A 17,497-nucleotide genomic window follows, 5' to 3' on the forward strand; every position below is an offset into this window, starting at 1 on the left:
AAGCCTAGCGACATCTGGATTCGAGGCCAATCCGATACGGATCGGCGACCCGGAATATATTCGGCGGCCCTATTGGTCGCGCCTAGAGTCCGGCTACGTCGGCCTGCTTGGCGCGGACGGCCTCGGCGGCCTCCTTGAGGTTGGCCAGCTCGGTGTCGGTCAGCGGGGTCTCGACGACCTCGGTGACCCCTTCGGCGCCGACGCGGGCGTTGACTCCCAGGTAGACGCCGTCGATGCCGTACTGCCCGTCGACCCAGGCGCAGACGGGCATGACCGCGCCGGAGTCCTCCGCGACGGCCTTGGCCATGCGGGCGGCGGCGGCCGACGGGGCGTAGTAGGCCGAGCCGGTCTTGAGCAGGGCGACGATCTCGGCGCCGCCCTTGCGGGTCCTGGTGACCAGCTCCTCGATCCTCTCGGCCGGGAGCAGGTCGGCCAGGGGCTTGCCGTCGACGGCGGACTGGCTGGGCACCGGCACCATGGTGTCGCCGTGGGAGCCGAGGGTGAGGGTCTTGACCGACCCGACCGGGACGTCGAGCTCTTCGGCGACGAAGTTGGTGAAGCGGGCCGTGTCGAGCATGCCGGCCTGGCCCAGGACGCGGTTCTTGGGGAAGTCGGAGGCGAGCTGGGCGAGCGCGGTCATCTCGTCGAGCGGGTTGGAGACGACGATGATGACGGCGTTCGGGGACTTCGCCACCAGGTTCTCGGTGACGCCGCGGACGATCTTGGCGTTGACCTCGAGCAGGTCCATGCGGCTCATGCCGGGCTTGCGCGGCAGGCCGGCGGTGATGATGACGATGTCGGAGTTCGCGGTCGGCTCGTAGCCGTTCCCCTCGTTGTCGGTGGTGGTGCCCACGACCGTGGTCTCGAAGCCCTCGATGGAGCGGGACTGGTTCATGTCCAGCGCCAGGCCCTCGGGCTTGCCCTCGACGATGTCGGTGAGGACGACCTCGTCGAACACGTCGTACTCGGCCAGGCGCTGAGCGGTGGTGGAGCCGTAGAATCCGGCGCCTACGACCGTGACTTTCTTACCCATCGTTGCTCCTCTGCAATTGGACTACTCCATGACGCTATGACTCCGGTCATGGAGCGCTCACCCGGCCCCTGGTCGCGTGGCACGCGCCTCCGTCCCGCCCACTGGAATATACTTGACAAGTCCTAGCAGTTAAGTGGAGTATGGGCCTGAAGCCGCAGACCGAGGGAGCCCCCGATGCTGACCACCGCCGTCCTGGCCGGGCTGGCCGGATTCGTCGCGCAGTTGGTGAACGGCAGCCTCGGCATGGGGTTCGGCACCATCACCATGACCTTCCTGCTGGGCCTGGGCATCCTGCCGGCGGTCGCCTCGGCGTCGGTCAACGTCGCCACCGCCGCCTCGGACCTGGTCAGCGGCTACTCGCACTGGCGGATGGGCAATCTCCACTGGCCTACGGTGCTCAAACTCGGCGTCCCCGGCGCGATCGGCGGCTTCGCCGGAGCCTGGGCCCTGACCTCGCTGGCGTCCCTGGACGCGGCGACGCCGGTCACCAGCACCATCCTCGTCGGGCTCGGGGTCGTCATCGTCTGGCGGTTCGCCAAGGGCCGCACCATCGACCACGCCGAGTCGGGCCGGCGGGCCCGCACCGGATTCGCCGGGCCCACCGGGCTGGTCGCGGGATTCCTCAACGCCGTCGGCGGGGGCGGCTGGGGGCCGGTGACCATGCCGGTCATGCTCACCACCTCGCGCCTGCCTCCGCACAAGGTCGTCGGGTCGGTCTCGACCGCGGAGTTCTTCGCCGCGACCGCGACCGTGCTCGGCTTCTCGATCACCCTGGCCGACGGCCTCCAGCTCGTGTGGCCGCTGGTGGCCGGCATGGCCGTCGGCGGCATGATCGCCGCCCCGGGCGCGGCCTGGCTGACCCGCAAGATCCCCACCGTCAAACTCGGCACCACCATCGGGATGGTCGTCATCGCGCTGAACCTCCGGACGTTCCTGGGGGTGCTCGGCACGCCGTGGCCGGTCGTCACCGCCCTCTACCTGGCCCTGGCCGGGGCCTGGGTCGCGGTCCTGGTCGGCGGGGGGCGCACCCGGAGCGCGGACCGGGAGCGGGCCGAAGCCGGGACCTGACCGGTCCCGCGATTACCGGCCCGCCACAGTGGGTACCTGCACGGACACTGGCTTTCCAATCCGGGCGGGTGAGGTTCTTGAGCGAACACTTCGACGCGGTCGTGATCGGCATGGGGCCCGGCGGCGAGGTCGTCACCGGGCGGCTGCGGGAGGCCGGCAAGCGCGTCGCCGCGGTCGAGCGGGAGCTCATCGGCGGCGAATGCGCCTACTGGGCGTGCATCCCGTCCAAGACGCTGCTGCGCTCCGGGGAGGTCCTCGACCAGGCCCGGCGCACTCCCGGCGTGCGGTCCGGCGGCGCCGCCTGGTACGAGGCGGCCGACTGGCGCGACGCCATGACCCGCGGCCTCGACGACCACCGGCAGCGCGAAGCCTACGAGGACCAGGGGGTCACCGTGGTGCGCGGAGAGGCCCGCGTCACCGGGCCCGGCGAGGTCACCGTCGGCGACCGCGTCCTGCACTGCGACCACATCGTCGTCGCCACCGGCTCCGAACCGGTGATCCCGCCGATCCGCGGCCTCGAGGACACCGAAGTGTGGACCAACCGCAGGGCCACCGGCACCTCGCAGATGCCCGACCGGGTCGCCATCCTCGGCGGCGGCCCGGTCGGCTGCGAGATCGCCCAGTTCATGCGCCGCTTCGGCAGCGAGGTCACCATCATCGAACTGGCCGAAGGGCTCATCGTGCGCGAGGAGCCGCGCGTCAGCGAACTGGTCGAGGAGCACTTCGCCGCCGAGGGCATCCAGGCCCACACCAAGACGCAGGTCAAATGCGTCGAGAACGGCGGAGCCGAGCGCGTGGTCAGCCTCGACGACGGCATCACCGTCACCTGCGACGCCATCGTCGCCGCGACCGGCCGGCGCCCGCGCACCACCGGGCTCGGGCTGGAGTCGGTCGGCCTGGACCTGTCCGAGGGGCACCGGATCGAGGTCGACGGGTTCTGCCGCGCCGCCGAGGGCGTGTGGGCCGTCGGCGACGTCACCGGCGTCATGCCGTTCACGCACGTCGCCAAGTACCAGGGACGCGTGGTCGCCGACGCGATCCTGGGGCACCCGCACCCGGCCCGATACGACGGCGTCCCCCGCGTGGTGTTCACCGACCCCGAGGTCGCCGCGGTCGGCCTCACCGGCCACCAGGCGCGGGAGCGGGGCATCCGGACGGCCGCGACCGAACTCGACCTGACCGCGGCGCTGGCGCGGCCCTGGACGCTCGAGAAGGAGCCGTCGGGGACGCTCGGACTGTTGGCCGACGCCGACCGGAAGGTGCTGGTCGGCGCCTGGGCGGTCGCCCCGATGGCGTCCGAATGGATGCACCTGGCCGCGCAGGCCGTCCGCGCCGGCATCCACCTGGACGTGCTGCGGGACCAGGTGGCCCAGTTCCCGACCTTCGCCGAGGGCTTCCACCTGGCCGTCTCGGCGCTCGACACCGATTGAAATGGACCATCGCCTGTCGGAGGCCGAGGCCGCGGACCTGACCGGTGAGCGGAGCTTCACCGCCGGCCCGCCGCACCGCGTCGGCGTCGAGCTCGAATGGCTCGTCCGCGACGCGGCCGACCCGGGCCGGCCCATCGCCGGGCCACGCTCGGACCGGGCGATCGGCCCACTGGAGGCGGCCGGGACGCTGCCCGGAGGCGGGAAGGTCACCCGCGAGCCCGGCGGGCAGGTCGAGCTCAGCTCCCGCCCCGCCGAAGGCCTGGCCGCCTGCATCGGCGGCGTCGAGACCGATCTGGCGCTCGTGCGGTCGGCGCTGGCGCGGCGCGGCCTGGCCGCCGACGGCGACGCCCTGGACGCCGGCCGCGAACCGCTCCTGGTGGTCGACCGGCCGCGCTACCGGGCGATGGCGGCCTACTTCGACGGCAACCGGTCCGGGATGCGGATCATGTGCTCCACCGCGTCGATCCAGATCAACCTCGACGCCGGCGAGGAGACCGGCCGGTTCGGCTACCGGCGCCGCTGGGCGCTGGCGCACCGTCTCGGGCCGGTCCTGACCGCCGCGTTCGCGAACTCGCCGCTGCTGGACGGGCGCCCGACAGGCTGGAAGTCCACCAGGCAGGCGAGCTGGGCCAGGCTCGACCCCGGCCGGACCAGAGCGGTCGACGGCGATGACGACCCCCGACGGGCCTGGGCGAGGTACGCGCTGGACGCGCGCCTGCTGTGCCTCAGGCGCGAGCCGCCGGCCGACTGGTCGGCGCCGCACGGGCTGACCTTCCGGCGGTGGCTGCGAGGCCGCTGCACCGAACGCGAACCCACCGTCGACGACCTGATCTACCACCTGAGCACCCTGTTCCCTCCGGTGCGGCCGCGCGGCTGGCTGGAACTGCGGATGGTCGACGCCCAGGAGGGCGACGACTGGATCGTCCCGCTCGCGGTGGCCACGATGCTGTTCGACGACCCCGACGCCACGGCCGCGGCATGGGAGGCCACCGAACCGCTCACCCGCGGACGGGACCGGCCTTCGTGGACGCTGTGGCTGCGCGCCGCGCGCATCGGGCTCGCCGACCCGGCCCTGCGCGAGGCGGCGCGGGCGTGCTTCGCCGCCGCGAGCGCGGCCCTGCAACGCGGCGACGCGCCCGACCGGGCGCGGGACGCGGTCGCCGAATACGGCCGCCGATACATCGAACCCGGCCGCTGCCCGGCCGACGACCGGCTCGCGGCCGATCCGAGCCCGCCCGTGACAGCCGATCTGGAGGTGCGGTCATGACACAGTCCCAAGCCACCACCGCGGGAGTCGACCGGCAGGCGTTCCGGGCCCGCGTCCTGGGCGCCCTCGACGCCGCCCGGCGGCGCAGCCTCGCGCTCACCGACTGCCTCTCCGACGCCGAACTGGTCGCCCAGCACTCGCCGCTGATGTCGCCGATGGTGTGGGACCTGGCCCACGTCGGCAACGTCGAAGAGATCCATCTGGTGCGACAGATCGGCGGGCGCGAGCCGATCCGGCCCGACCTCGACGGGATCTACGACGCGCTCGAGCACCCGCGCCCCGAACGGCCCCGGCTCCCGCTGCTGGAGCCGCGGGAGGCACGCCGGTACATCGCCGAGGTGCGCGCCCAGGCCGCCGACGCGCTCGCCGACGCCGACCTCGACGAGGCGGCCACACGCGAACTGCTCGCGTTCGTCGCCCAGCACGAGCAGCAGCACGACGAGACGATGCTGATCACCCACCAGATGCGCCGCGGCGAGGCGGTCCTCGACGCGCCCCGGCCGGAGGCCGCCGGACCCGGCCCGCCGACCGAGGTCCCGGTCCCGGGCGGGGCGTTCTCGATGGGGACCTCGACCGACCAGTGGGCGCTCGACAACGAGGGCCCCGAGCACTGGGTGGAGGTCGCACCGTTCCGGATCGACGCCGCGCCGGTCACGTGCGGCGACTTCCAGGCGTTCATCGACGACGGCGGCTACGACGACCCGCGCTGGTGGTCCCCCGACGGCTGGCGGCTGCGGCTGGAGTCGCGCCTGCACGCGCCGCTGTTCTGGCACCGCGAGGACGGCCGCTGGACGCGCCGCCGCTTCGGCCGCACCGAACCGGTCCCGGCCGAGACGCCGGTGGTGCACGTGAGCTGGTACGAGGCCGACGCCTACGCCCGATGGGCGGGGCGGCGGCTGCCGACCGAGGCCGAATGGGAGAAGGCCGCCCGCTGGGACGGCGCGACCGGCGAAACGCGGCGGAACCCGTGGGGCGGCGACGCCGCCGGCACCGACCGGGCCAATCTCGGCCAGTCGCACCTCGAACCGGCCCCGGCCGGGTCGTATCCGGGCGGCGAGGCGCCGTGCGGGGCACGGCAGATGCTCGGCGACGTGTGGGAGTGGACCACCAGCGACTTCGGCGGATACCCCGGCTTCCGGCCGTTCCCGAGCCCGGAATACTCGGCGGTGTTCTTCAACGGGCGGTACAAGGTGCTGCGGGGCGGCTCGTTCGGCACCCACCCGGACGCGTGCCGGGCGACGTTCCGCAACTGGGACTTCCCGGCCCGGCGGCAGATCTTCAGCGGCTTCCGGACCGTCCGCGACGCGACCTGATGTGCCGCCACCTGGCCTACCTGGGTCCGCCGCGCACCCTCGCCGAACTGCTGCTCGACCCGCAGCACGGGCTGGTCGAGCAGTCGTTCGCGCCGCGCCGCCAAGAGCACGGGCGGGTCAACGCCGACGGATTCGGCCTCGGCTGGTGGACCGGCGACCGGAGACCGGCCCGGTACCGGCGGGCGGTCCCCGTCTGGGCCGACCCGAACCTGGAGGACCTGGCCCGGAACCTGAGCAGCGGCGCGGTCGTGGGTGCGGTACGGGACGCCTCGACCGGTTCGGCGCTCGGCGAGGCCGCCGCCGCCCCGTTCGACGCCGGCGGGATCCTGTTCAGCCACAACGGCTCGGTCGAGGACTGGCGGGACCTGCCCGAGCAGATCGACACCGGGCTCGGGCGCTCGCTGCCGCCCGGCCTGGAGGCGCTGTCCGACTCGGCCCTGATGGCGGCGATGGTCGGCGCGCGCCTGGCGGACGGGCGGGCCGTCGGCGACGCCGTGGCGGCGGTGGTCGCGCGGATCGCCGCGGTCCGGCCGGAAGCGCGGATGAACCTGCTGGCGGTGGGCCCGGACTCGATCGTCGCGACCCGATGGGGCGACAGCCTCGTGTACCGGCGCGGCGAGGGCCGCGTATGGGTGGCCTCGGAGCCGACCGACGGCGACGACGACTGGCGCGAGGTGCCGCAATACCATCTGATCCTGGCCACCGCCGCCGAGGCGGAGGTGCGGCCGCTGCCGATCGAGACCGACCGGGCGGCATAGGAGCGACGCATGGGCGACCGATTCAGCATCGAGGCACTGCTGCCCGAGGACTACCTCGACCACCAGTTGCGGTCCGACGTCCGGGCGGGCCTGACCGGCCGACCGAAGTCCGTGCAGCCCAAGTGGTTCTACGACGCCGCGGGCAGCCGCCTGTTCGAGCGGATCACGCGCCTGCCGGAGTACTACCCGACCCGCGCCGAGCGCGAGATCCTCACCGCCCGCTCCGGCGAGATCGCCGCGGCGACCGGCGCCGCGAGCCTGATCGAGCTGGGTTCGGGCTCGTCGGAGAAGACCCGGATCCTCCTCGAGGCGCTGGAGCCGGACGTCTACATCCCGGTGGACGTGAGCCGGACCGCGCTCGAGGACGCGGCCGCCGGGCTCGTGCGCGCCCACCCGGACCTGACCGTCCACGCGGTCGTCGGCGACTTCCAGCACGAGTTGAAACTCCCGCGCTCGCCGGGGCCGCGGCTGCTGGCGTTCCTCGGCGGCACGATCGGCAACCTCACGCCGGGCCGACGCGAACGGTTCCTGGCCGGGCTCCCCGGGCTCCTGGAACCGGGCGACTCGCTGCTGGTGGGCACCGACCTGGTCAAGGACGAGCGGACGCTGGTGGCGGCCTACGACGACGCCCAGGGGGTGACCGCGGCGTTCAACAAGAACATGCTGCGGGTCCTCAACCGGCGGCTGGGGGCGGACTTCGATCCGGAGCGGTTCTCGCACGTCGCCCGGTGGGACGCGCGGCGCGAGTGGATCGAGATGCGGCTGCGCTCCGACGGGGCGCAGTCGGTGCGGATCGCCTCGCTCGATCTGGAGGTCCGCTTCGACGACGGCGAGGACCTGCTGACCGAGACCTCGACCAAGTTCCGCCGCGAGGGCGTGGCGGCCGAGCTGGAGCGGGCCGGCTTCGCGCTGCGGCGCTGGTGGACCGATGAGGCGGGCCGCTTCGCGGTGAGCCTGGCCGAGCTCAGCTAGCGGCCGGTGCGACCGGATCGAACCGATCCTCGGGGTCGGGGTCCTCGATGCATCCGGAGTCGACGCTGATGGTGACGGTGCCGTGGTCGGGGTGGCGGGTGGCGCTGTAGACCACGTCGCCGCGGCCGGCCCGCACGACCGCGTACCCGCTTCGTCCCCAGTAGATTCCGTCGTCGAGTTCCTGGTAGCCCAGTTCGTCGACCCAATGGTTCCGGATGGTGCGCATGGTGCTCACCGAGGCGACCGGTTCTATGTCGACGGTGTAGCGGGCGACCATCCGGTACATGGCCGGCTCGTCCTCGTCGGTCTCGCACGCTTCGTCGACGGCGTCGAGGAAATCGACCGCTCCGATGCCGGTGCCCTCGAGCTCCTCGGCGGCCCGGTCGCCGAGGACGATCACGTCGTCGATCGCCTCGGACTTGGGCTTGACCTCGTTCACGCACCCGGCCAGGAAGACGGCCGGGGCCGCCAGGACGGCCGCCCCGAGGACGCGGACCCGGCAGAGGGATCGCTGCTGGCTCATCGGTGGGAGGATATGAGGCGCCCGCAAATGCGGAGCAGCCGGGCGAAAGACGCGGCTTGGAGAGACGCGCGATCTCCAACGGCCCGTCACGTCGGCCGCCGGTGCTAGATTGCGCTCATGGCACGAATCGACCGGGCCTCCCGGAACATCGCGGCATCCACCGAGCGGACGTATGCGGCGCTCGTTGAGCCTGAGGCACTGCTCGCGTGGCTGCCGCCCGAGGGCATGACCGGCAGGTTCGAACGGTTCGACGCCCGCCCCGGCGGATCGTACCGCCTGGTGCTCACTTACGCCGACGGCTCCGCGTCCCCGGGCAAGGCCACCGCCGACTCCGACATCGTCGAGGCCCGGTTCGTGGAGTTCGCCCCCGGTCAGCGTGTCGTGCAGGCGATCGAGTTCGTATCCGACGACCCGGCCTTCGCCGGGACCATGACCATGACGTGGAGCGTCACCCCGAGCGCTGCGGGATCACGAGTCGAGATCACCGCCGCCGACGTGCCGACGGGGATCTCGGCCGAGGACCACGCCGCCGGACTGGCGTCCTCCCTCGCGAACCTCGCCGCCTACCTGGAGCGGTGACGGCACGTCGGCCGTAGTGGCACTCGGTCGAGCTGCAGCGGGCTATCGATCCGCGGGAAGGACACGCCATCCGAGCTCGCTCACCTCTGCGACGGCCAGATCTCGTGTCGCGGGTCCCAGAACACCAGGTGGAACACGCACCCGACCCGGTAGCCGTACAGCCTCCCAGGTCCATTGGTACGGAGCCTCCAGATCTGGGTCTGATCGTCGAGCCCGAGCCGCGCCAGCCGCTTCGGCGCCTCCTTGGTCGGGGGCTTGCGGTTGGGTTTTTGCTTTCGACTCACTGAGAACTTACTCGTCCTCGGAGTCACGGGTGGTCAAGTCGATGAAGAACTCGGCGATCTCGTCATCACGGAGACGTTCGTTCGACCGCTCCAAGGGCTCGGCACCTGAGCGCCTACGGGCCTCCTTCCACGGCGGTTCGCGATGAGTCATCGCCGACAGCTCGTGCGCAGTGAACGTCTCGAGGCCCTGGAGGACAAGGTTGATCGATTCGCGTTCACCGTGGTCGAGGGCGTCGGGGTTGCAGGGGACGTCTTCGCTGGAGAGCTCGAACCGGCCGCGATGTTTCGCGTACAACTGGGGCGAGACCGGGCCGTTGGCCCATGCTTCGAAGTGCTCGTCGAAGAGTCTGCGGTCTTCCCAAGCGAGGTGGTAACCGTAGGAGTAGTAGCAGAGTTTCTGCAGTTTCATTGACGTCATGGGGCCTGCGTGCTGCAGAATGTAGGCCGCAACGTCGACGATGGTGGCCACCGTTCAGCACCTCCAGCCACTACCAAGGGGATTGTGGAATCATTACAACTACCCTAACGAGCGGGTGCGACTCCGGGATACCACTTGTGCTGAAGAAAACCGATCCCGATCGGTCCGGCGACCGACCATCCCCCGTCCGGCAGGACCGAGGCGGAACTCACGGTGAGTCCTGCCTCGCCCTTCCGTGCGGCGAAATCGACGGCTAGCCCGAATTACCTGTTCAGGACGCCCTTCATGAGTTCGCGGGCCATGACGATCCGCTGGACCTGGTTCGTTCCCTCGTAGATCTGGGTGATCTTGGCGTCGCGCATCATGCGTTCCACCGGGAAGTCCTGGGTGTAGCCGTAGCCGCCGAGGACCTGGACCATGTCGGTGGTGATCTCCATGGCGGCGTCGGAGGCGTAGCACTTGGCGGCGGCGCCGAAGTAGGTCAGGTCGGGGTCGACGCGTTCGGACTTGGCGGCCGCGGCGTAGGTCATCTCTCGGGAGGCGGTGACCTTCATGGCGGCGTCGGCCAGCATGAACTGGATCGCCTGGAACCCCGAGATGGGCCTGCCGAACTGCTCGCGCTCGGCGGCGTAGCCGACGGCGAAGTCCAGCGCGCCCTGGGCGATGCCGAGGGCCTGGGCGGCGATGGTGACGCGGGTGTGGTCGAGGGTGCGCATCGCCAGGGAGAAGCCCTGGCCTTCGGTGCCGATGAGGCGGTCGGCGGGGATGCGGACCGAGTCGAAGTACACCTCGGCGGTGGGCGAGCCCTTGATGCCGAGCTTCTTCTCCGGTTTGCCGAACGAGACGCCCCGGTCGCCCTTCTCGACCAGGAACGCCGAGATGCCGCGGGAGCCGGCCTCGGGGTCGGTGACGGCGAAGACGGTGTAGTACTCGCTGACGCCCGCGTTGGTGATCCAGCGCTTGACCCCGTCGAGGACCCAGGCGTCGCCGTCGCGGACGGCGCGGGTCTTCATGGAGGCGGCGTCCGAGCCGGCCTCGGGCTCGGACAGGCAGTAGGAGAACATCGCCTCGCCGGTGGCCACCGGCGGCAGGTACCGCTGCTTCAGGTCCTCGGAGGCGTCCAGGAGCAGGGGCACGGTGCCCAGCTTGTTGACCGCCGGGATCAGCGACGAGGAGGCGCAGGCGCGGGCGACCTCCTCGATCACGATGGCGGTGCCGAGCGCGTCGATGCCGGCCCCGCCGTATTCGGTCGGGATGTGGGGGGCGTGGAGGTCGGCCGAGCGCAGCGCCTCGTACGAGGCGGCCGGGAACGTCGCTGTGGCGTCGGCTTCGGCGGCGTGAGGCGCGACTCCCGAGTCGCACACGTCGCGGGCGGCGTTCCGGATTTCGGAGTATTCTGCTGGCATCTGGTAGGGGCTGAAGCCGTTGCTCATAGGGTTTACTCCTTCTCGGGACGCGAGCGAAGCGAGCGGCCGGGAGGGCGCTGGGCGGGGCCATCGGCGGCCCCCGTTTGTTACTCGAGAGTAAGATAGGCAGAGTGTAACCCACCGCCCGGGTGGGCGGTGACACGGAACACCCGGAATTCTCCGCGACTTTCCCGCAACGTTGTCGGTAGTTCATGCGTGAAGCTGAATATACGATGGCGCAAGCCGCGGAGCGCCGCGAATCGGACCGGTTCGGCGGCCAGCTTGCAAACCGGCCCCGGACACCGACGACGAGCACAGACAGGGCACGCATCAGATGGGAAACGCGACGCAGTCCCCGGAGACCCCGCAGAACACCACCACCCGGCCCCGCATCTCGTTCCTGGGCTGCGGCTACCTCGGCGCCACGTACGCGATCTGCTTCGCCGAACTCGGCTACGAAGTGGTCGGCTACGACGTCGACGAGGCCAAGATCGAGGCGTTCTCGGCCGGGACGGTCCCGTTCCACGAACCCGGGCTGCCGGAGCTGCTGAAGAAGAACCTCGACTCCGGGCGCCTGCGGTTCACCACCGACGTCCAGGCCGTCGCCGACTTCGCCGACGTCCACTTCATCTGCGTGGGCACCCCGCAGCGGCCCGGCGACCACGGCGCCGACCTGTCCTACATCGAGGCCGCCGTCACCGAACTGTCCCGGCACCTCAACCGCAAATGCCTCGTCGTCGGCAAGTCGACCGTGCCGGTCGGCACCGCCACCTGGGTCCAGCAGATCATCGACCGCCACGCCCCCGCCGAACTCGGCGTCGAGGTCGGCTGGTCGCCGGAGTTCCTGCAGGAGTCCAACGCGATGCACGACGTGCTCCGGCCCAACCGCATCGTCTACGCCGCCCAGAGCGAGTGGGCCTCCAAGCTGCTCCGGGACGTGCACAAGGGCATCCTCGAGCTGGCCGCGGTCGAGGACCGCGAGGTACCGATCGTCGAGACCGACCTGTCCACGGCCGAGCTGGTCAAGGTCGCGGCGAACGCGTACCTGTCGACCAAGATCTCCTTCATCAACGCCATGGCCGACCTCTGCGAGACCACCGGCGGCGACATCACCGACCTGGCGCGCGCGATCGGCTACGACGCGCGCATCGGCAACAAGTTCCTGCGCGCCGGCATCGGCTTCGGCGGCGGGTGCCTGCCCAAGGACCTGCGGGCGCTGGTCACCCGCGCCGGGGAGCTCGGCGTCGGCGAGTCCTTCCGGTTCCTCGGCGAGGTCGACCACATCAACAGCCGGCGCCGCGTCCACACCGTGCGGGCGATCGCCGAACTGGTCGACCGCCCGTCGGGCCCGGCCGGGCCCAACCTGGAGGGCGTGCGCGTCGCCTACCTGGGGGCGACCTTCAAGCCCGACACCGACGACATCCGCGACTCCCCCGCCCTGGCGATCGCGCGCAAGCTCCGCCAGGCCCGCGCCGAGGTGGTCGTCTACGACCCCGAGGGCATCGACAACGCCAAGGCCGAGGCCCCGGAGCTGACCTACGTCAAGACCCTGGCCGAGGCCGTGGCCGAGGCCGACGCGGTGTGCGCGATGGTGCCGTGGGAGGAGTTCCGCACCCTCGACCCCGAGGCCCTGGGCCAGCAGGTCGCCCAGCGGCGCCTGCTGGACGGCATGAACGCCTACGACCCCGACGAGTGGCGGGCCCACGGCTGGAGCTACCGCGGCATCGGCCGCTGACGTCGAGTCCGCCGCGGCTCACAGGCTCGGCTGGCGGGCGTTCGAAGTGATCCTGGTGAACGGCCAGGCGTGCGGCGGGCGTTCGATCAGGTCGTCCGGGGGCTCCGGGAGGGACCTCGGCGCGGAGTGGCCCACCACGATCACCACGATCCGGTCCGAGGCGGTGAACACCTCGGTCCGCAGCGACTCGCCCAAGTCGGCCACCCCCGCGGTCAGCACCCATCGCAGCAGCTCCGGGCCGAGCCCGTCGCGGGCCTTGGCCTCCCACATCAGCGTGTCCATCGCGCCTCGATTCCTAGGGGTCGGAGGGATGGGGACCCTCTGAACCTAGCCCGGACCAGCGGCGCGCCTTCGGGCTGGGCAGGCCGAACTGGTCGAGCACCCGCACCACCACGTGGTCGACCAGGTCGTCGACGGTCTCGGGGTGGTTGTAGAACGCCGGCACCGGCGGCATCACCACCGCGCCCATCCGCGAGAGCGCCAGCAGGTTCTCCAGGTGGATCTCCGACAGCGGACTCTCGCGCGCCACCAGCACCAGCTTGCGCCGCTCCTTCAGCACCACGTCGGCGGCCCGGCCGATCAGGCCCTCGGTATAGCCGGTGCGGATGCCGGCCGCGGTCTTCATGCTGCACGGCGCGATCACCATCCCATCGGTGCGGAACGACCCCGACGAGATCGGCGCGGCCTGCTCGGTGGGGCCGTAGCTGTGATCGGCCAGCGCGGCCACCTCGGCGACGGTGCACCCGGTCTCCAGCTTGACGGTGGTCCGCGCCCACTTGCTGATCACCAGGTGCGTCTCGACCCCGTCGATCTCGCGCAGCGCCTGCAGCATCCGGACCCCGAACACGGCCCCGGTCGCCCCGGTCATGCCGACGATCAATCTCACGACTGAACCGTAGATCCGACGCGCGGTCGGCCGCCACCCGGTCCGGGAACCGGCGAAGTCGCTCACCGCAGGCGCTCGGGCATGCGGCGGCCCGGCAGCAGCGCCAGGAACGCCAGGGCGATCACGCCGACCGACAGTCCGGTCTGGGCCGGGACCGACAGTCCGAGCATCCCGCCGGCGGCGTCGTCGGTGTCGCCGTCGGCGCCCGGCCCTTCGACCTCCGGCTCTCCGGCCTCACCGGCGCCCTCGGAGTCCGGATCGGACGGATCGCCCTCGCCGCCGTTCCCGTCGCCGTCCGGATCGGACGCGCCGCCGCCCTCCTGGCCGGGGCTCGGCGATTCGGGCGGGACGAGGGGGTTGGTCTCGTCCGCCAGCGTCCATTCGACGCGTTCCGGCTCGGCGCTGGGCGTTGGGAAGACGAAAACACCCGCCGCGACGACGAAGGCCGCGGCGAGCACCAGACGCAGTAGCCGGTTCTTGCGCACAGGTACACCTTAGTTCCAATGGCCCACGCGCGCCCGCCTGTTGGCATCAGTAACCCGTTCGAGTCCGCCGGGAGTCGGCGGCCGTGGGATTCAGGCGGTCGCGGCGCGTCGGGCGCCCACCAGGATCGCGCCGATGAAGGTGGCCGCCACGTAGGCGGCGAGGCCGGCGAACACCGCCGTGGCCAGGAACGGCCCCGTCGGGAGGGACGCGGCCGCGGCGGCGACGGCGATCAGTCCGCGCGCGGGCCAGCCGAGAGCGAGGTCGCGGCGCTCGACCGGGGAGGCGGCCTTGTCGAGGCCTGCGGCCAGATCGTAGAAGTAGAGGGCGACGACGGCCAGCAGCGCGAACAGGACCGGCCAGGCGACCTCGGCGGTGAGGCCGGCGGCGGTGATGACGCCGAGTTCGACCGCGCGGAGCCCGGCCGGGACGAGCCAGTCGAAGATCCCGTCGTGGTCGCTGCGGGCCGCGGCCAGGCCGATGCCGATCGCGGCGAGAGCGACCGCCAGTGAGATCGCGGTGGCACCGGTGGCGGCCTGCCACACGGCGAGGAACGCGGCGGCGACGGCGAGCGCGGTCGCGACGATCGGGACGTGGCTGAGGCGGTTCCGGTTCGCCGGCATGAGGCGCGCCAGTGGGCCGTCGTCGCGGTGGGCGGCCCGGTCGGGTCGGCGCAGGGCGGCGGTGCGGGCCGCGAAGGTGCGCAGCGTCCGGCCGGCGCCGGTGTAGACGAGGGCGAGGAGCTGCCAGGCCAGGAGCACGGTGAGTGCGAGGCGGGGGCCGAAGGCGACCGCGGTGGCCGCCAGAACGATCCAGCGGTCGCCGACGCCGGCGACGACGGTGCGTTTGGCCCAGTACAGGAACGACCGGTGGGCGCCCATGACCTGTTCGGAGGCGGAGCCGAGGCGCCGGCCGAGGTGGGCGGCGCGGCCGGCCGGCGGGGCGGTCTCGCGCTGCCGGGCCTGGCGGATGACGGCGGTGTCGAGCAGGACGGCGTACCAGGTGTCGGCGGTGTGGCGCACGGTCTGGACGGTCATGGCCGCGATGGCCAGGCCCCAGGCCGCGGTGGAGGGGTTGTCGAGGGCGGCTCCGGCGGCGAGGCCGGCGTAGATGGCGTACTCCTTGCCGCGGTCGGCCATCATGTCGAGCCAGCCGCCGAAGGCCGAGAAGTTCTGGGTGTAGCGGGCGAGCTGGCCGTCGACGCAGTCGAGGACGAAGCTGAAGTACATCAGCGCGGCGGCCAGGAGGTACCACCACGGCACGGTGGGGCCGGCGGCGCCGAACATCGGCTCGGAGGAACCGGTGGCGAAGATGGCGGCGGCGGCCCCGGCGAAGGCTATGGAGATCCAGGTGATCGTGGTGGGGCTGAGGCCGAGCGCGGCCGCCGGGCGGACCAGCTTCGGCGACCAGGAGGAGACGCAGTAGGTGGCGAAGAGGTCGTCGTCGCGCTTGACGGCGTTGCGCATCCGCCAGCGGTCGAGGTCGACCGCCTCGAACTCGGCGATGGTGCGTTCGGCGTCCTCGGCCGTCCGGGCGCGCCGGTGGGCCAGGCCGGCGGTGCGGTAGGCGGTCACCGGGACGGCGCGGGCCTGGAGGGAGGCGAGCACGGTCTCGAAGGCGTCGCCCTGCGGCTCGGTGGGCCAGTGGCGGCGCAGGCGGGCCAGGTGGGCGGCCGAGATCTTGGCGAGGCCGCCGAGGCGGGCCGGTCCGGGTCCGGGGCCGGTGACCAGGCCGCGTTCGACGCCGACCGGGGCGGCGGCGGGGTCGTCGGCGCCGACCAGGACGCCGGAGCGGCGGGAGGAGTCGGCCAGGACGGTGGCGACGGTGGTCTGCGAGGCCACGAGGTCGGCGTAGGCGAGGAAGACGGCGCCGGGGGTGTCGTAGGCGAGGCGGCGGAGGTGTTCGACGTCGGCCGCGGCGTCGGCCGATTCGATCTGGTCGGCCTTGACGGTGAGATCGGTCCCGGGGCGGGTCAGTACGGTGACGTCGTCGCAGCCGGCCTCGCGGAACTGCCCGATGAGCCGGTCGAGGACCGTGGTGTCGCTGGTCGTCGGTTCGATCGTGCCGCCGTCCGCAGGGAGGATGACGGCTCGGCTCACGAAACCGCCTCTGCGGGCCGCTTGGCGGCCTCCTTGGCCTTCTGCTTCTCGGCCTTGCGCTTGGCCTCGGCCTCCTCGGCCTCCTTGTAGGAGTCGAGGGCCTCCTGGACGGTGCCGTCGGTGACGACGCGGCCGGCGTCGAGGAAGAGGCCGCGTCGGCAGTACTTCTTGAGTTCGCCTTCGGAGTGGGAGACGAACACCAGGGTGCGGCCCTCGTCGAGCAGGCGGCGGATGACGCCCTGGCACTTCTTCTTGAATGCCTTGTCGCCGACGGCGAGGGCCTCGTCGACCAGCAGGATCGGGTGCGGGAGCTGGGTGATGACGCCGAAGCCGAGCCGGACCTTCATGCCCGAGGAGTAGTGCTTGACGGGCGTGTCGATGAACTCCTCGAGTTCGGAGAAGTCGACGATCTCGTCGAACTTGGACCTGATCTCCTTGTTGGTCATGCCGTGGAGGGCGCCGACGAGGTTGACGTTCTCGCGGCCGGTCAGGTCGCCGGAGAAGCCGGCCGACAGGGCGATGAGCGGGGCGACGCGGCCTTCGCGGCGGACGTAGCCCTCATCGGGGATCAGGACGCCGGTGATCAGGCGCAGCAGGGTGGACTTGCCGGTGCCGTTGCGCCCGATGACGCCGACCGAATCGCCCGGGAAGATGTCGAAGTCGACGTGCCGCAGCGGCCAGAAGTCGTCGCTCGCGGCACCCTGCTTGTTGGCGGAGCGACGGACGAACAGGTCCTTGACCCGGCCCTTGCGCTGCTTGCCCTTGGCGAAGCGTATGCCGAGGTTCCGAGCCTGGATGATCGGCTCCTCCATCGGGTCGGCCCTCCCAGAACAGGTGGTTGATACGGCGCGCCAATACTACCGCCCGAGGCTGGTAGAGCGATTCCGGCCGAGCCCGGTGGTGCGCGGCGCCCGTTATCGGCGGTTCTGTTCTCGGTAGCGCCGCTCGGAGGCCAGGCGCTCGACCTCGATGGCGGCCAGGATCCGGCGGAAGGTGACCTCGGAGCGCTCGGCAGAGGCGCGGACCTCGGCGCGGGCCTTGCGTCCGTCGTTCCACACCAGCGCCAGGCCGCCGAGGGTGGCCAGGCTCATCAGCAGCGCCAGCGCCGAGACCAATCGCTGGTCGCCGAGGAAGGCGACGGCGACCAGCGCCGCCGCGGCGAGCAGGCCGAGTGCGGCGGCGACGCGGCGCAGCGGGGGGCGTCCCAGGCGGTTGTAGGCGGCTCTCAGGATTGACTTCACGT

The 17,497-nt window shown here is 71.8% G+C and carries 19 protein-coding genes; 8 read left to right on the forward strand and 11 right to left on the reverse strand.

The features are described 5' to 3' along the window. Positions 1–82: 82 nt before the first annotated feature. Positions 83–1,033 carry a malate dehydrogenase gene (mdh, locus tag CUT39_RS16755; protein ID WP_100448607.1) on the reverse strand — a complete coding sequence of 317 codons (951 nt, stop codon included), beginning with the start codon at positions 1,031–1,033 and terminating at the stop codon, positions 83–85. A gap of 174 nt (positions 1,034–1,207) precedes the next feature. On the opposite strand from mdh, the gene CUT39_RS16760 reads away from it, so the two are divergent. The 6 genes from CUT39_RS16760 to egtD all read left to right on the forward strand — a co-directional run bounded on the left by CUT39_RS16760 (position 1,208) and on the right by egtD (position 7,841). Further along, entirely contained in the window at positions 1,208–2,101 is an 894-nt protein-coding gene (locus CUT39_RS16760; RefSeq protein WP_100448608.1) for a sulfite exporter TauE/SafE family protein, read from the forward strand. Between the two features lie 77 nt (positions 2,102–2,178). After that, positions 2,179–3,531, forward strand: a complete 1,353-nt coding sequence (locus CUT39_RS16765) for a dihydrolipoyl dehydrogenase family protein (RefSeq protein WP_100448609.1) — start codon at positions 2,179–2,181, stop codon at positions 3,529–3,531. Between the two features lies 1 nt (position 3,532). Beyond that, on the forward strand, positions 3,533–4,798 hold the full coding sequence (gene egtA, locus CUT39_RS16770; RefSeq protein ID WP_100448610.1) for an ergothioneine biosynthesis glutamate--cysteine ligase EgtA: 1,266 nt from the start codon (positions 3,533–3,535) through the stop codon (positions 4,796–4,798). Continuing rightward, positions 4,795–6,111, forward strand: coding sequence for an ergothioneine biosynthesis protein EgtB (egtB, locus tag CUT39_RS16775; protein WP_100448611.1), 1,317 nt, complete (start codon positions 4,795–4,797; stop codon positions 6,109–6,111). Before egtA ends, egtB begins: the two co-directional genes overlap by 4 nt. Beyond that, entirely contained in the window at positions 6,111–6,869 is a 759-nt protein-coding gene (egtC, locus tag CUT39_RS16780) for an ergothioneine biosynthesis protein EgtC (protein ID WP_100448612.1), read from the forward strand. Before egtB ends, egtC begins: the two co-directional genes overlap by 1 nt. 9 nt (positions 6,870–6,878) lie before the next feature. Beyond that, a complete protein-coding gene (gene egtD, locus CUT39_RS16785; RefSeq protein WP_100448613.1) occupies positions 6,879–7,841 on the forward strand; it encodes an L-histidine N(alpha)-methyltransferase in 963 nt (320 codons plus the stop codon). Here egtD and CUT39_RS16790 read toward each other — a convergent pair. Beyond that, entirely contained in the window at positions 7,834–8,364 is a 531-nt protein-coding gene (locus CUT39_RS16790; RefSeq protein WP_100448614.1) for a hypothetical protein, read from the reverse strand. The two genes, egtD and CUT39_RS16790, sit on opposite strands and share 8 nt — an antisense overlap. A gap of 117 nt (positions 8,365–8,481) precedes the next feature. Here CUT39_RS16790 and CUT39_RS16795 point away from each other — a divergent pair, with 117 nt between their 5' ends. Next, a complete protein-coding gene (locus CUT39_RS16795; protein ID WP_100448615.1) occupies positions 8,482–8,943 on the forward strand; it encodes an SRPBCC family protein in 462 nt (153 codons plus the stop codon). Between the two features lie 80 nt (positions 8,944–9,023). Here CUT39_RS16795 and CUT39_RS20505 read toward each other — a convergent pair whose 3' ends face one another. From CUT39_RS20505 to CUT39_RS16805, 3 genes are all read right to left on the reverse strand, one after another. After that, positions 9,024–9,227 carry a hypothetical protein gene (locus tag CUT39_RS20505; protein WP_157930772.1) on the reverse strand — a complete coding sequence of 68 codons (204 nt, stop codon included), beginning with the start codon at positions 9,225–9,227 and terminating at the stop codon, positions 9,024–9,026. A 7-nt stretch (positions 9,228–9,234) separates the two neighbouring features. Then, entirely contained in the window at positions 9,235–9,636 is a 402-nt protein-coding gene (locus CUT39_RS16800) for a Panacea domain-containing protein (RefSeq protein WP_198587222.1), read from the reverse strand. 272 nt (positions 9,637–9,908) lie between these two features. Beyond that, positions 9,909–11,078, reverse strand: coding sequence for an acyl-CoA dehydrogenase family protein (locus CUT39_RS16805; RefSeq protein WP_100448617.1), 1,170 nt, complete (start codon positions 11,076–11,078; stop codon positions 9,909–9,911). A gap of 307 nt (positions 11,079–11,385) precedes the next feature. Here CUT39_RS16805 and CUT39_RS16810 point away from each other — a divergent pair, with 307 nt between their 5' ends. Next, positions 11,386–12,786 (forward strand): UDP-glucose dehydrogenase family protein, encoded by a 1,401-nt coding sequence (locus tag CUT39_RS16810; RefSeq protein WP_100448618.1) that lies wholly within the window; start codon positions 11,386–11,388, stop codon positions 12,784–12,786. 18 nt (positions 12,787–12,804) lie between these two features. On the opposite strand, the gene CUT39_RS16815 is transcribed toward CUT39_RS16810, so the two are convergent. From CUT39_RS16815 to CUT39_RS16840, 6 genes are all read right to left on the reverse strand, one after another. Further along, the gene (locus CUT39_RS16815) at positions 12,805–13,068 is read right to left on the reverse strand and encodes a hypothetical protein (protein ID WP_100448619.1); all 264 of its coding nucleotides are present in this window, start codon (positions 13,066–13,068) and stop codon (positions 12,805–12,807) included. Positions 13,069–13,081: 13 nt separating this feature from the next. Beyond that, positions 13,082–13,672 (reverse strand): non-oxidative hydroxyarylic acid decarboxylases subunit B, encoded by a 591-nt coding sequence (locus CUT39_RS16820; RefSeq protein WP_100448939.1) that lies wholly within the window; start codon positions 13,670–13,672, stop codon positions 13,082–13,084. 62 nt (positions 13,673–13,734) lie between these two features. Then, a complete protein-coding gene (locus CUT39_RS16825; protein ID WP_100448620.1) occupies positions 13,735–14,157 on the reverse strand; it encodes a hypothetical protein in 423 nt (140 codons plus the stop codon). Between the two features lie 90 nt (positions 14,158–14,247). Continuing rightward, positions 14,248–16,254: a CDP-alcohol phosphatidyltransferase family protein gene (locus tag CUT39_RS16830; protein ID WP_100448621.1), complete on the reverse strand. Its 2,007-nt coding sequence runs from the start codon at positions 16,252–16,254 to the stop codon at positions 14,248–14,250. Continuing rightward, positions 16,251–17,066 carry an ABC transporter ATP-binding protein gene (locus CUT39_RS16835; RefSeq protein WP_100448622.1) on the reverse strand — a complete coding sequence of 272 codons (816 nt, stop codon included), beginning with the start codon at positions 17,064–17,066 and terminating at the stop codon, positions 16,251–16,253. The genes CUT39_RS16830 and CUT39_RS16835 overlap by 4 nt, the downstream gene beginning before the upstream one ends. A gap of 102 nt (positions 17,067–17,168) precedes the next feature. Further along, complete coding sequence (locus tag CUT39_RS16840; RefSeq protein WP_100448623.1) at positions 17,169–17,495, reverse strand: hypothetical protein; 327 nt, start codon at positions 17,493–17,495, stop codon at positions 17,169–17,171. Positions 17,496–17,497 lie beyond the last annotated feature (2 nt).

Source organism: Glycomyces xiaoerkulensis, assembly GCF_002798405.1.
Taxonomy (GTDB): domain Bacteria; phylum Actinomycetota; class Actinomycetes; order Mycobacteriales; family Micromonosporaceae; genus Glycomyces; species Glycomyces xiaoerkulensis.